Raw genomic sequence first — 13,716 nt, 5'->3', positions numbered from 1 at the left:
TTTACTTACAATGTTTTTACTTATAGATTTTTTCAAAGAAAAACATCTTCAAGATAAAAAGAAAGAATACCTTAACTCAAAAGAAATCATTGCTTCACAGTTTGATTGCTATGAAAATATTGATATTGCTTATCATGATATCGCAATACTTCAAGAACAACTCAATACACAATATCAGGCAAATTATGATCTTCAAGATTATATTGCAAAATGGTGTCATGAAATGAAGATTCCGCTATCTGCCAGTTTATTAATGAATCAAAAAAATTCTCATTTTCAACAAAAAGAAGATATGCAGGAACAATTAGAAAAAATGAATCAATATCTCAATCAAGTTTTAATCATTACAAGAATTCAAAGTCAATTATATGATATCAATATGAAGCCTGTTTCTTTAAGAGATTGTGTCTATCAATCATTAAAAAACAATCGATTTTTCTTTATCAAAAAGCATTTTGAGATCAATGTACAAGTGGAAGATGTTCAAGTTTATAGTGATCAAACATGGTTAGTCTATATATTAGATCAGATTATGAGTAATGCCATTAAATATGCCAAAGAAAGTCCGTGTTTAAAAGTATGGATAAAACAACAAGAAAATAATATTGATTTGTGGATTGAGGATAATGGTGAAGGTATTCAAACACAGGATTTACCAAGAATTTTTGATAAAGGCTATACAGGTATGAATCATCATAATGGGCAATATAAATCGACAGGAATGGGATTATATATGGTGAAAAAAATGATATCTCAGTTAGGACATCAAATCGAGGTAGAAAGTGAGTATCAAAGATACACAAAAGTAAAAATATCTTTTCAAGATCAAAGAGATTATTTTTATCGCTAACCTTTCAATCAATGTAAGATAAGCTAGGTTATTGTGAGGGAAATGTAAGGATTTCAAAGAGTTTCTATTTTACAATGAAGGTGTTAGGAGGAATAATTTATGGATAGAAAAAAGATTGTAGAAATCAAAGGTCTTGTGAAAAATTATGGGACAAGAGGATTTCAGACAAGAGTATTAAAAGGAATTGATTTAACGATTTATCAAAATGATTTTATTGCAATTATGGGACCTAGTGGAAGTGGAAAAACGACTTTACTGAATATTTTATCAACGATTGATAAACCTACACAGGGAATGGTTTTATTAGATGGTAAAGATATAACAAAAATGAAAAATAAAGAATTATCAAAACTAAGAAGGGATAAGATAGGATTTATTTTTCAAGATTATAATTTATTAGATACAATGACTTTACAAGATAACATTGCTTTACCATTATCCCTCAATGGTGTTTCATCTCAAGTTTGTATAGCGAAAAGTGAAAACTTAGCTTCTATCTTTGGTTTAAAAGAGCATTTAAAAAAATATCCTTATCAACTGTCAGGTGGACAAAAACAAAGAGGAGCAACTTGTCGAGCTTTAATTAGTGAACCAGAAATACTATTTGCAGATGAACCTACGGGAGCTTTAGATTCACGTTCTAGTCGTGATTTATTAGAACGTTTAAAAATGATTAATGATGAAGGAAAAGCAACGATCCTCATGGTTACACATGATCCTTTCAGTGCTTCTTATGCAAAAGATGTGTATATTTTAAGTGATGGCATGATGAAATGTCGTTTAACAAGAGGAGATAGTCGAAAAGAATTGTATGATCGTATTATTGATACACAGATTGCTATGGGAAGTGATTTTGCATGAGTCTTGTCAAATTGTCTTTTATTAATTTTAAAGCAAGTCTTAAAAATTATATTTCTTTAATTGCTTCACTAGCTTTCACTGTTTTGATTATATTTAATTTTTTTAATCTTATGGCTTCACCCATTATGGAGTCATTAGGTCAAATGAATAGTCGTAATTTAAAGATTGTTATTCAGTGTGTTCTTATTGTTTTATCTTGTTTTATGTTTTTCTTTGTTTGGTATGCAACAAATGTTTTTTTGACAAAGCGTAAAAAGGAAATAGGAATCTATATTTTTATGGGACTCACTAATCAAAGAATTGGGAAATTATATATGTTAGAAACATTAATGATTGGTTTAGTTTCTTTGATTATGGGAATAGGATTTGGAATTTTGGTTTCACAATTGTTTACAATGATTTTAATAACAATTTCAGATATAGAAGTTCAACTGACATTTCAAGTGTCTTTATCAGCTGTTTTATGGAGTTGTATTCTTTATTTGATTGTTTATTTCATTTTTGTATTCAAAGGATACGTGAATTTAATACGAAGTAGCGTCTTAGATATGGTCAGTGCTAATCGTCAAAATGAATACATTAAACAAAATAAAATCATTCTCTTTTTAAAAGCACTATTAGGAATAATCATTCTTGTTTTAGGATATTATTTTGCTATTAAAAAGGGTGGTATGGAAACCATGTCTAATTCATTATTAGCTGTGGTTCTTGTGATTGTTGGTGTTTATTTGTTGTTTGGTGGCTTTGTTCCTTTAACTTATCAAAGTTTAGCTTCACATAAAACTTTTCTTTATAGATATCAAAGAACATTATGGATTAATCAAATGATTTATCGTATGAAGAAAAATTATCGAACTTATGCTATTGTAACAGTTTTGATGATTTGTTCTGTCACTGCTCTAGCAACTGGAGTCGCTATGTATGATCGTTATCAGACAATTCATGATTTTGAAAATATATATACTTATCAGATATTTAGCCAAAAAGATCATTTGCAAAATGAATTTGCTAGAGAAATAGAAAAGTATAATGATATAGAATATCAATCTCATATTGAAATTGTACAAATAGACCCTTCATTGGTAAATGAAAAATATGAAGATAACAGTTATATTGTGATTCCTTATTCACAATTAAAACAATTAGCAAAGGATTCTAAACAGGAATTTGATTTACCTCAACTTCAAGATAATCAAGTTATAGATTTACAACATCAATATTTAATGACATTATTAACAGATGGTCGATTAGAAGATGTTGTTTTGAATCATAAAACTTATCAAACCGTTGCAAATACACAAGTTCCTTATTTAGGTTATCTTCAAGAACAAGTATCGTTTTATTGTGTGAGTGATGAAGAATTTGAAGATTTAAAATCTATAGGAACATCATTATATGTCTATAATTATAAAATTGATAATCCTAAAATGGTTAATGCATCTTTACAGGACATACAAAATCAGCCGGATTATGTAGGAATGATTAAGATGGATACTGAGAATGATTCTATTCAATGGATAAAAATGTTATATCCTGTTTGTATTTTTATGTTTATGGTGTTTATTTTTGCAAGTGGCAGTATCATTTTTATGAAACTTTATAATGATGCATTTGAAGAAAAAGAACGTTATCGTGTTTTAAAGAAGATTGGAATTAGTCAAAAGACATTAAAGAAAGGTATTCAAAAAGAATTATTATTTATTTATATAGTTCCATTTTTAATTATGAGTGTATCATCATATTTTTCAGTTCATGCTCTTGCTAATATGATGCAGACAGATTTATTAATGACAAATATTTTAAGTGTTGGAGTTATTAGTATCTTTTTCATATTATGTTATGGATTGTCCATTGTCATATATTGTCAAAATGCTGGAATTTATGAAAAACTATAGAAACTTAAAAGCCTACTTAGAAAAAAGTGGGTTTTTTATATAAAATTGAAAATAAAAAAAGAAAAATGAAATATTTTTGCGTATATAAATAATAGAGGGGTTAGAAATATTATACGGTGTTTACTATAAGCAATGATTTGTGTATAATATGTTTAACCTCTCCTCTATAGGAGGGATTCGTTGATGAAAAAGGATCATGTGTTAAAAGATTTCTTCTCTTATCCTATCCGTTTTGCTGACTTCATGAATGCTCTTTTCTTTGATGGTCATGCTATTATTCATCCCTGTGACCTTCACCCTCTTGATTCCAGAGAGATATTTATTGGTGACTTTCTTTCTAAGGAACGCACTCATGATGTCATCATGATGTGGGAAAGAAAGGATTTTCAAGCTATCTTGATTCTTGAAGCTCAAAGCAATGTTGACTTTACAATGGCATCAAGAACACTGCTTTATGATGCACTGGTCTACAACATGCAGGACAGACGATTCAAGAATCATATGCTGATGCCAGTGATGAGTGTCGTATTGTTTCATGGCGAAGGGAAATGGAATGCTGTGACATCATTGCTGAAAAGAGTCAAAGGATCAGAGGAAATCAAGAGAAAACAGAATGACTGGAAGATGAGGGTTGTAGACATGAAGGAGATGGATGAAAACCTGCTGAAAAATGAAGATAATAAAAAGGTCATCAGTGGATTAAAGACAATATGGAGAAAAGATGAAGAAGGATTAAAGAAGATGATCATTACAAAAGCGGTAGCCAGAGTATTGGTAACATTGACAGGGAGAGAAGACATACTGAAAAAAATGAAAGGAGAAGAAGGAACGGTGGAAATGTATTCATTCTGGAAAGATGCAGAGAAAAAAGGAAAATTAAGTGTTGTTTTGAAATTGTTAGAAAAACTATTAGGCAAACTCACACCAGATTTAGAGATGAAAATAGTTAATAGTAAAGAAGAAACGCTTGATAGTATTATTATCCATATATTTGAAATACATAACGAAGAAGATGTATTAAAATGGTTATAAGCAAAAGGCATCATACATAAGCGTATGATGCCTTTTAGAATTTAAAGGTATTTTGAGCACATCTGATAAAAAGAATTATTTAATTTCAATAAGTTCATATTCTCGTGTTCCAAGTCCAATTTTTTCAGCATGTTCAAGGCATGATTTCCAGTTTGTTTCAGGTGAAACATCAGTGAAATGATCATGATGAGTATGTCCATGCTTGTCTAATAAGCTATTTTTAATAGCTGGTTGTTTATTAACAGCATCGGCACATGCTTGATCTAAAGCGACTGGATCAAATGATGCAAACATACCAACATCAGGAACAATCGCAATATCATTTTCAGCATGACAATCACAATATGGAGATACATCAATCACAAGAGAAATATGGAAACATGGTCTACCATCAACAACAGCTTTTGTATATTCAGCAATCTTATAATTTAAAATATCATTAGCTTCATCCATACTTGCTTTAATCGCATCTTTAGGACATACACCAATACATCTTCCACAACCGACACATTGATTATGATCAATTTTTGCTTTTCCGTCTGTAATCTTAGGAGCATCATGAGCACAAATTTTAATACACTGTCCACATCCAATACATAATTCCTGATGAACAGTTGGTTTACCAGCACTATGCATTTCCATTTTACCAGCACGAGAACCACATCCCATACCAATGTTTTTTAAAGCACCACCAAAACCAGTTAATTCATGACCTTTAAAATGATTTAAAGAAATAATAATATCAGCATCCATAATAGCTTGACCAATTTTTGCTTCTTTCACGTATTCTCCATTCACAGGAACTAAAGCTTCATCAGTTCCTTTTAATCCATCAGCAATAATCGTATGCACACCTGTTTGAAAAGGATTATATCCATTAGTATATGCACTATCTAAATGATCTAAAGCATTTTTTCTACCACCAACATATAAAGTATTACAGTCTGTTAAAAAAGCTTTTCCACCTAATTCTTTCACATAATCACAAACAACTTTAGCCCAGTTAGGTCTTAAATAAGCCAAATTACCAGGTTCACCAAAGTGAATCTTAACTGCAGCATATTTATCCTCAAAATCAATATTTTCAAAACCAGCTTTTTTCATTAAATATTTTAACTTTTCAGGCAAATTCATTCTCCCTGTATGCATATCACAATAATAAACTTTTGATTTTTCCATCTATTTATCCTCCTCAATACTCTTTTTTATTTTACTCTTTTTTCAAAAAAATGGAAGATAATCATCAAATTATGAAAAACATGTTATAATTCTACTCATAGGAGGGTCAATCTCTCGTTGACTGGTTATTATTTTGTTAAGAAATAGGATAATGAAAGATGGGAGGAATAAAAATGGATAGTCAAAAAATTGGACAATATATAGCTTATAAACGTAAAGCAAAAGGAATGACACAAAAACAATTGGCTGATGCTTTACTTATTATAAATAAAGCTGTTTCAAAATGGGAAACCGGAGTTTCCCAAACAAAAGGATATTAAGGAATAACCTGTGTTTACCTGCTTGCGAATAAAAGAATAATGATATTAAGTTAGAGATACTGCATAAATGTGCTGGTATCTCTTTTTCGTTGGCTTGAAACAACAGGCTATTTCATTTCTGCTTGATTACTCTAAACTTATCGGGATATGATTTGTCAAGGGATTGTTGCGTAAGCAATGCTTAGCACCCTTTACAAATTATGGACGGATAAGTAGCTTTTCAAAAGCGGAAAAAATAGTAATCTTAAGATTTTGAAACATTGTAGCAGGTAGTGGAAAATGGTATAATGTAAATACAGAGAAGCATATAAATTGGCGTTTGTATTTAACAATTAATAAATTGAAAGGGCTTAATCTTATGAGTAAACCAAAGAAGGTAATTTGGGTAATATTGGGAATAATTATTTTTGTGTTTAGTGTTTTTTTAGGGCTTGGATATTTAGGTCAAATAACAGGTGGAAATAGTTTAATCCAAAGGACAGAAATGAACGATAAATATGTTCCGGAAAAAATAACAAAATATTATCCAATAGAAAATTTAAACTCAAAAGAAAATTTACTTTCTGATAAAAATTATGCAAACTCGATACAGGATGCTTTGTTAAGTGCCTCTATTGAATTTGAACAAGGCGAAGAATATAAAGCACATATTGATAAGATTATAAAGGAGTTTGAAAACGAAAACTATAAAAGTGTTTTGTATATATCAGAAAAAAACGATATAGAGTCAAGTCTGACATTTTCAAAATTCAAAATTAAGGAAGTAGATGGTAAAAAGAGATATGCTTATATTACAAGTGTACATGAGGTTATAAAGAAAGACCGCCCGTATGACAAAGATACGATGTCGCTACTAAAATCACAGTTAGCATTAAGTGATAGCTTGCAAGACTTAAATATCAGTCCAGACAATAGTCGTTTTTTATATGGATTTGTACATGATGAAGATATTTACAATACAAAAATAGAAAATAAAAAACCCGATGAAATTATTTATTTTGAACTTTGTGAAAAGCCTTTCTATTTTTGGTATTATGAAAATTTTCAAAGCGATAAATCTGGAAAATCTTTAAGTATAGAAATTGAAAGATAATAATAGAACAATTCCAGGTTGTAGAGGTGATTAGAATGAAGAAACTATATTGCATGAACTGTGGTGCTGAAATAAAAGGAGGAATACCTAACGAATGTTCTTGTGGAGCTGAATTTGATTTGGCAGATACAAAAAACATAAAAAAAATAATTACAAGCATTATATTCTTTGTAATATTAATGTCTCCACTGATTATTCTTATTCACTTTGGCAGACAATATTTACAAGCGTCAATTATTTTATATGCTTTACTCCTGATTCTAGGTATTTTTTGGTGTCGTATCGTACAAACTATTTTAGTTCGTCTTGGGTTAGTAACTATGACGAACATTGAAATTAAATAACAACAATAACATCTTCACAACTCTACTGAGCAGGAAATCTGAAAAGGTCTCCTGCTTTTTTAACTGGAAAAAAAGATTAAAAATCTGATTATCCGCATGAACACAGGGACATTAAGCAATGTGAATGAAAATACAAAAGAAATTTATCACTAATTTACTACGATTGAAAGAACCTTGATGCGACAAAGAAAAATTGCATAAAAAAGGAATTTCATACAAGATATGAGATGTCTTTTTGTTGATGTAACATAGCATAATTTGTTCTTTTTCTGCTTGATTATCTATCATTTTTTAGAGCATGAATTGTCAAGAGCTTGTTGCGTAAGCAATGCTTGCACTCTTGATAAGGCATGGGATAAAAAATATTCTGACAGATAGCAGAAAAGTAATGAACTGAAATGAGGTAAGTGCTATAATATATTTATCAATTTTGGAAAACGTGGAGAGATATATGGAAAAGATATTAGAAAACACATTATTACTCATGATACTGCCATGGATATTTGTCTGGGGAATACTATGTATCTTAGAAAAGAGAAAACGGAAAAATGAAGACGGAAATAAAGATGAAAAAAGATATGTTATACAAAATGATAATATATTCTTTCCCCTTTTTTCGTTAGGTATGTTTTTATTTTCATTTTGCCTTTTTTATACGGTGTTTTTTACTGAATTTGATATATCAGAAGTAATATCAGTTTCTGCCTTTGTCATATTTTTTGCTATTTTAACATTAGATAGTGTAATCTGGAGAGTAATTGTAGATGGTGATATAATCAAATACCGTTCATTTTATGGGATTACTAGGACATATAATTTTAATGATATTACCAAAGGAGTTTATACTAAGAAAGGTTCTTTAAAAATATATATTGAAGGGAAAAGAATTTTTACATTTTATGATAGTTTAGAATTTTCTTTGTTTGAAAATCAAATGAGAAAAAGAAAAATTCCTTTAGAATATAAACGCAAAGAAAAATAATAAGGAAATTTTTTAGAATTAGTTTAATAATATTACCACTTTAAAGACGGAGTGATCCAGACACGGTGGCAGGAAAATCTCTCAGATTTTTCTGCCATGTCTTGCAAGTGGCTGGTTCACTTCGTCTGTGAGCGAGCCGTGGCGAGCGAAGATTAAGCCCCCGTTATCTAACAAGGGGGGCAGAAAAAACAAGAGACAAGAGACATTTACAAACGGAAAACGTTGTATTTACAAGGTAAAAGTGCATTTTATAAGGTGTGATATAAAAATTACCTATTTCACAAAGGAAAACACTATCTAATTAAATATTACAATAATTTAATTTTTGTGGTAACAATGTGTAAGCTTTTATGGAGGAAAGATATGGATTGTGAAATGACTGATATTATTGCTATTATTTCAAGTATCATTGCCGTTGGGTATTCAATTTATTCCATAGTTACGAAAGGTTATATTCGTCAATACAACCTTAAAAAATTTGAGCATTTTTCTTTAAATCAGAAGAAAGTTTGTATTGCTTTCAATTTTATTATGACACTTATAATTGGAATAAGTGGAGTTTATATATTGCTATTATACTTTTCTTAATGGGATTGAAAACATTATTGTAATTAAAAATCACTGGCTTAAATATTGTTGTTCTGATATGAAAAAATATAGAGATTGCATGAAAGGAAAATTTGAATGTTAATTTTAGGAATTATTGTTGTTATTGTCAGCTTATACCTGTTGTATCTAAAATATAGGGTTGTTTTTACTGGCGAAAAATGCAAAGGAAAAATAATAGGTATTGTAGACCAAAACGCTGGGTATGTTGTTGGTGGAGCTTTTGTAAAAAAACACGCCTACATTATAAAGATTAAGAATAAAAAATATTATACGGCACACGGTTGTATCCTGTTATCACTGGGAAAAAGAAAAATCGGGAAAGAAATATTTGTATTTAAGAATGAAAAGTATGGAAAAGAGGTTTTCAAGTGTTTTGATTTTCGTATAGAAATCGTAACTCTTTTGACGTGTTTATTGGGGGTATTTCTGATTTATGAGAGCTTACAATAACGGTAAATAATTTCATATTCATACTCATAAGCAGTTGGTCTTAGGATTGACTGCTTTTTCTATACAGATTTTTATTAACAGGCAATTATCAAGATACGGTAGTTGCCTTTTTTGATTGGAGGAATTTTAGAATGAATGATAAAAACTTTATTGAAACATTAAGACAAAAACGTGAGGAATACGGAGTAACACAAACAAGAATTGCTGTTGCCTGTGGTATCAGCCGTGAGTATTACAACCGCATTGAAAAAGGCAAACAGCCATTGAATGATGAATTAAAGGAAATCATAGAAAAACAGATTGAGCGTTTCAATCCACGAGAGCCGTTATTCCTGCTGATTGATTACTTTCGTGTCCGCTTTCCTACTACGGACGCATTAAAGATTATCCGTGATGTATTGCAATTAAAAGCCGATTATATGCTGTATGAAGATTATGGAAAATACGGATATGAAAGCAAATATGTGCTTGGCGACATCAATATCATGTGTTCCATGCAGGAACATTTAGGAGTTCTATTGGAACTGAAAGGCAAAGGCTGTCGGCAACTGGAAAGTTATCTGTTGGCACAGGAACGCTCATGGTATGATTTTATGCTTGATTGCATGACGGCTGGCGGTGTGATGAAACGGCTTGATTTGGCTATCAATGACCGAGCAGGAATATTAGATATTCCAAAGTTAAAGGAAAAATATATGGCTGGGGAATGTGTTTCCTATTTCCGTAAACAGAAAAATTATGGCAGTACAGAAAAATGTGGTGATGATATGCCAAAGAATACAGGCGAAACTTTATATCTTGGTTCAACAAGTAGTGAATTATATATGTGTGCTTATCAAAAGAACTATGAGCAGTATGTCAAAATTGGCACAGAAGTTGAAGATACCGAGATTAAGAACCGCTTTGAAATTCGCATGAAAAATGAACGAGCCTATTATGCCGTTGTAGACCTACTGACTTATCGGGACGCTGAACGTACTGCTTTTTCTATCATCAATCATTATGTCCGTTTTGTAGATAGAGAGGACGATAAACCGAAAAGTCAATGGAAAATGAATGAGGATTGGGCGTGGTTTGTAGGGGATAACAGAGAGCCGATACGCTTAACTACAAAGCCAGAGCCTTACACCTTGCAAAAGGCATTGCATTGGTTACAAAGACAGGTTGCACCGACCATAAAAATGATACAGGCATTAGACAGAGAAAATCATACAACGATACTGAAAGATATGATTGAGCAGGCAGAACTCAAAGACAAGCATAAACACTTATTACAGTTAGAAAAATCAACCATAGAAGAACGTATAGATACCGTTGTTCCACAAGAGAATGACGGTATTTTTTAATTTCTTCAAAAAATCTGCAACAAAACGGCTACTTGCGTACAGATATGGTGCGAGAAAAGAAAATCTAACTTTTTTTCAAAATTACTCATTAAATCGAGGTTTCCATTCCCTATATGGAGTGAAAGAAGAAAAATTTTTGAAAAAATGTCGGAAAATCGAGTTGAGTGGACAGTGTTCTATGAAAAGAGAAAAACTATCATCAATTTGTATTCAAACAGATAGTAACAGTTGAGTATTGGTGTGAAAAGAAGAAAATCTTTTCATTTTCAACTTAACATTTGGCAGTTTCCGTTCCCTATATGGAGCAAAGAAAATCTTTTATTCCACAGTTGGCAGTTACGGCGTTGCATGGGTAGTTAGGGTGTGAAAAGAAAATCAGATTTTTTCATCATCAACTTAGCAGAATGACACTTTCTTTCCCTATATGGTACAGGAAAAGAAAAAAGTTTTGAAGATTGGTTACGTTTCTGCTCTTTTCCAACGCGGTATATAGGAAAGACGATTTTCTTCTTTCGTGTTCTTTGACAACTGAATAAAGCAGTTCAATACGTTTGACAGACAGCGAGCCGTTGAAACAGATACGCCATGACCTTTTCCCTGCTAAAGCGAGCGAACCTTATCTGTGTTCCTGTAAGAAACTTGTCCTTTCCTACCGCCATGACCTGTCCTGTCTGATAATGATACTCCCGTACAGCCACAGCTTGAGCGTTCAGAGCGTCGCACGCAATGGGTACGGCTACATAAGAACTATGCAGAGGTGGAACTCCTGTGGGCTATGACAAAAGCCGTTGAATTGCTTAGAAAAGATTTTTACAGAAAGGGGGTATGTGTTATTGCTGATATTGTAAAAACAAGGCAGGAAAAGCCAAATAATAAGTGTGGCATTGGCAACAGAGGAAAAACAAAGATTGTTGTAAAAGAACATTTTTCCGAAAAGGGAAAGACAATGGAAGAACTTCTGACGGATGTTATGCTGGAAAAAGCAAAGCAGACAATCGCATAAAATCGGTGCAGTTGTAAGAAATAGATTGAATGGCAAAAAGTACCCGTGTTATACTTTACTTGCAAGCAGGTATTGTAAACACGGGTTAGTTATAAAGGAGGATAACTGACAATGAAACAACAGATTTACAATACTGCACTTTATCTTAGGTTGAGCCGAGATGATGAATTACAGGGCGAAAGTTCCAGCATTACCACACAAAGAAGTATGTTACGTCTATATGCAAAAGAACATCATTTGAATGTGATTGATGAATATATTGATGACGGCTGGTCGGGAACAAATTTTGAAAGACCGAGTTTCCAGAGAATGATTGAAGATATAGAGGCAGGAAAAATCAACTGTGTTGTAACGAAAGACCTTTCCCGACTTGGCAGAAATTATATTATGACAGGACAATATACAGAATTGTATTTTCCCAGCCATAATGTCCGTTACATAGCGATTGACGACGGTGTAGACAGCGAAAAAGGCGAAAGTGAGATTGCACCATTTAAGAATATCATCAATGAATGGGTGGCAAGAGATACAAGCCGTAAAGTGAAATCTGCATTTAAGACAAAATTTGCAGAGGGTGCATATTATGGGGCTTATGCTCCGTTAGGATATAAGAAACACCCCGACATCAAAGGAAAACTGCTGGTTGATGAGGAAACAAAATGGATTGTTGAAAAAATCTTCTCCCTAGCCTATCAAGGTTACGGTAGTGCCAAAATCACAAAGGTACTGCGAGAAGAAAAAGTTCCTACAGCGTCTTGGCTGAATTTTACAAGGTACGGTACTTTTGCACATATCTTTGAGGGAAAGCCCGACAGCAAGCGTTATGAGTGGACGATTGCTCATGTCAAGGCAATCTTAAAAAGTGAAGTCTATATCGGAAACAGCGTTCATAATCGACAATCAACAGTTTCATTCAAGAGCAAGAAGAAAGTGCGTAAGCCTGAAAGTGAATGGTTTCGAGTAGAAAATACCCATGAGCCGATTATTGATAAGGAAGTGTTTTATCGTGTGCAGGAACAGATAAAATCAAGGCGTAGACAGACAAAGGAAAAAGCAACGCCGATATTTGCAGGGCTTGTCAAGTGTGCGGATTGTGGCTGGTCTATGCGGTTTGGAACGAATACGGCAAATAAAACGCCTTACAGTTATTATGCTTGCAGTTTCTACGGACAGTTTGGTAAAGGTTATTGTTCTATGCACTACATCCGCTATGATGTGCTGTATCAAGCCGTATTGGAGCGATTGCAGTATTGGGCTAAGGCAGTACAGCAGGACGAAGAAAAAGTGTTGAATAAGATACAAAAGGCTGGCAATGCAGAGAGAATACGGGAAAAGAAGAAAAAGGCAAGTGCCTTGAAGAAAGCCGAGAACCGCCAAAATGAGATTGACCGCTTGTTTGCGAAAATGTATGAAGATAGAGCCTGTGAGAAGATAACGGAACGAAACTTCATCATGCTGTCGGGGAAATATCAAAAAGAGCAGATAGAACTGGAACAGCAGATAACCAACCTAAGAGAAGAATTAAGTAAAATGGAACAGGATATGATAGGTGCTGAAAAGTGGATTGAGTTAATCAAGGAGTATTCCGTACCAAAGGAACTGACAGCACCATTATTAAATGCAATGATAGAAAAAATCCTCATTCACGAAGCAACAACGAATGAGGACAATGAAAGAATACAGGAAATAGAGATATACTACCGATTTATTGGAAAAGTAGACTGATAAAGAGGGTTCATATCTTTAACTAAG

At 32.4% G+C, this 13,716-nt stretch carries 13 protein-coding genes and 1 pseudogene; 13 read left to right on the top strand and 1 reads right to left on the bottom strand.

The window, feature by feature from the left end; translation table 11 throughout:
- The first annotated feature begins 10 nt into the window (after window positions 1–10).
- The 4 genes from ACGHJ8_RS13005 (at window position 11) to ACGHJ8_RS12990 (ending at window position 4,638) form a co-directional block, all read left to right on the top strand.
- Entirely contained in the window at window positions 11–850 is an 840-nt protein-coding gene (locus tag ACGHJ8_RS13005) for a sensor histidine kinase (protein WP_390540807.1), read from the top strand.
- A gap of 99 nt (window positions 851–949) precedes the next feature.
- Window positions 950–1,711: an ABC transporter ATP-binding protein gene (locus ACGHJ8_RS13000; RefSeq protein WP_087357087.1), complete on the top strand. Its 762-nt coding sequence runs from the start codon at window positions 950–952 to the stop codon at window positions 1,709–1,711.
- The gene (locus ACGHJ8_RS12995; protein ID WP_390540805.1) at window positions 1,708–3,606 is read left to right on the top strand and encodes an ABC transporter permease; all 1,899 of its coding nucleotides are present in this window, start codon (window positions 1,708–1,710) and stop codon (window positions 3,604–3,606) included. Before ACGHJ8_RS13000 ends, ACGHJ8_RS12995 begins: the two co-directional genes overlap by 4 nt.
- A 183-nt stretch (window positions 3,607–3,789) precedes the next feature.
- Window positions 3,790–4,638, top strand: coding sequence for an Rpn family recombination-promoting nuclease/putative transposase (locus tag ACGHJ8_RS12990; protein ID WP_390540803.1), 849 nt, complete (start codon window positions 3,790–3,792; stop codon window positions 4,636–4,638).
- 75 nt (window positions 4,639–4,713) lie between these two features.
- Here the strand turns inward: ACGHJ8_RS12990 and ACGHJ8_RS12985 are convergent, their stop codons facing one another.
- Complete coding sequence (locus tag ACGHJ8_RS12985; RefSeq protein WP_390540801.1) at window positions 4,714–5,817, bottom strand: DUF362 domain-containing protein; 1,104 nt, start codon at window positions 5,815–5,817, stop codon at window positions 4,714–4,716.
- A 173-nt stretch (window positions 5,818–5,990) separates the two neighbouring features.
- Between ACGHJ8_RS12985 and ACGHJ8_RS12980 the strand changes: the two genes are divergently transcribed.
- The 9 genes and pseudogenes from ACGHJ8_RS12980 to ACGHJ8_RS12940 all read left to right on the top strand — a co-directional run bounded on the left by ACGHJ8_RS12980 (window position 5,991) and on the right by ACGHJ8_RS12940 (window position 13,689).
- On the top strand, window positions 5,991–6,137 hold the full coding sequence (locus ACGHJ8_RS12980; protein ID WP_390540799.1) for a helix-turn-helix domain-containing protein: 147 nt from the start codon (window positions 5,991–5,993) through the stop codon (window positions 6,135–6,137).
- Between the two features lie 358 nt (window positions 6,138–6,495).
- Window positions 6,496–7,230 (top strand): hypothetical protein, encoded by a 735-nt coding sequence (locus ACGHJ8_RS12975; RefSeq protein WP_021391128.1) that lies wholly within the window; start codon window positions 6,496–6,498, stop codon window positions 7,228–7,230.
- Between the two features lie 35 nt (window positions 7,231–7,265).
- The gene (locus ACGHJ8_RS12970) at window positions 7,266–7,574 is read left to right on the top strand and encodes a hypothetical protein (RefSeq protein ID WP_074091750.1); all 309 of its coding nucleotides are present in this window, start codon (window positions 7,266–7,268) and stop codon (window positions 7,572–7,574) included.
- A 451-nt stretch (window positions 7,575–8,025) separates the two neighbouring features.
- The gene (locus ACGHJ8_RS12965) at window positions 8,026–8,556 is read left to right on the top strand and encodes a DUF6560 family protein (RefSeq protein ID WP_021391124.1); all 531 of its coding nucleotides are present in this window, start codon (window positions 8,026–8,028) and stop codon (window positions 8,554–8,556) included.
- Between the two features lie 363 nt (window positions 8,557–8,919).
- On the top strand, window positions 8,920–9,144 hold the full coding sequence (locus ACGHJ8_RS12960) for a hypothetical protein (protein WP_074091751.1): 225 nt from the start codon (window positions 8,920–8,922) through the stop codon (window positions 9,142–9,144).
- A 96-nt stretch (window positions 9,145–9,240) separates the two neighbouring features.
- Complete coding sequence (locus ACGHJ8_RS12955) at window positions 9,241–9,615, top strand: hypothetical protein (protein ID WP_074091752.1); 375 nt, start codon at window positions 9,241–9,243, stop codon at window positions 9,613–9,615.
- 131 nt (window positions 9,616–9,746) lie between these two features.
- Complete coding sequence (locus tag ACGHJ8_RS12950) at window positions 9,747–10,961, top strand: XRE family transcriptional regulator (RefSeq protein WP_074091753.1); 1,215 nt, start codon at window positions 9,747–9,749, stop codon at window positions 10,959–10,961.
- A gap of 788 nt (window positions 10,962–11,749) precedes the next feature.
- Window positions 11,750–11,964 (top strand): annotated as a pseudogene (locus ACGHJ8_RS12945) (tRNA wybutosine-synthesizing protein 3-like protein).
- 111 nt (window positions 11,965–12,075) lie between these two features.
- A complete protein-coding gene (locus tag ACGHJ8_RS12940) occupies window positions 12,076–13,689 on the top strand; it encodes a recombinase family protein (RefSeq protein WP_021391129.1) in 1,614 nt (537 codons plus the stop codon).
- The last annotated feature ends 27 nt before the right edge of the window (window positions 13,690–13,716 follow it).

This window comes from Massiliimicrobium timonense (genome assembly GCF_042850985.1).
Lineage (GTDB): Bacteria > Bacillota_I > Bacilli_A > Erysipelotrichales > Coprobacillaceae > Allocoprobacillus.
This window is presented reverse-complemented; position numbering and strand designations above follow the sequence as displayed.

What these genes read in the sequence shown, in the direction of transcription:
- ACGHJ8_RS12955 (WP_074091752.1), top strand. Translation starts at nt 9,241, where the DNA reads ATGTTAATTTTAGGAATTATTGTTGTTATTGTCAGCTTATACCTGTTG.
- ACGHJ8_RS13005 (WP_390540807.1), top strand. Translation starts at nt 11, where the DNA reads ATGTTTTTACTTATAGATTTTTTCAAAGAAAAACATCTTCAAGATAAA.
- ACGHJ8_RS13000 (WP_087357087.1), top strand. Translation starts at nt 950, where the DNA reads ATGGATAGAAAAAAGATTGTAGAAATCAAAGGTCTTGTGAAAAATTAT.
- ACGHJ8_RS12995 (WP_390540805.1), top strand. Translation starts at nt 1,708, where the DNA reads ATGAGTCTTGTCAAATTGTCTTTTATTAATTTTAAAGCAAGTCTTAAA.
- ACGHJ8_RS12960 (WP_074091751.1), top strand. Translation starts at nt 8,920, where the DNA reads ATGGATTGTGAAATGACTGATATTATTGCTATTATTTCAAGTATCATT.
- ACGHJ8_RS12980 (WP_390540799.1), top strand. Translation starts at nt 5,991, where the DNA reads ATGGATAGTCAAAAAATTGGACAATATATAGCTTATAAACGTAAAGCA.
- ACGHJ8_RS12950 (WP_074091753.1), top strand. Translation starts at nt 9,747, where the DNA reads ATGAATGATAAAAACTTTATTGAAACATTAAGACAAAAACGTGAGGAA.
- ACGHJ8_RS12990 (WP_390540803.1), top strand. Translation starts at nt 3,790, where the DNA reads ATGAAAAAGGATCATGTGTTAAAAGATTTCTTCTCTTATCCTATCCGT.
- ACGHJ8_RS12975 (WP_021391128.1), top strand. Translation starts at nt 6,496, where the DNA reads ATGAGTAAACCAAAGAAGGTAATTTGGGTAATATTGGGAATAATTATT.
- ACGHJ8_RS12970 (WP_074091750.1), top strand. Translation starts at nt 7,266, where the DNA reads ATGAAGAAACTATATTGCATGAACTGTGGTGCTGAAATAAAAGGAGGA.
- ACGHJ8_RS12985 (WP_390540801.1), bottom strand. Translation starts at nt 5,817, where the DNA reads ATGGAAAAATCAAAAGTTTATTATTGTGATATGCATACAGGGAGAATG.
- ACGHJ8_RS12940 (WP_021391129.1), top strand. Translation starts at nt 12,076, where the DNA reads ATGAAACAACAGATTTACAATACTGCACTTTATCTTAGGTTGAGCCGA.
- ACGHJ8_RS12965 (WP_021391124.1), top strand. Translation starts at nt 8,026, where the DNA reads ATGGAAAAGATATTAGAAAACACATTATTACTCATGATACTGCCATGG.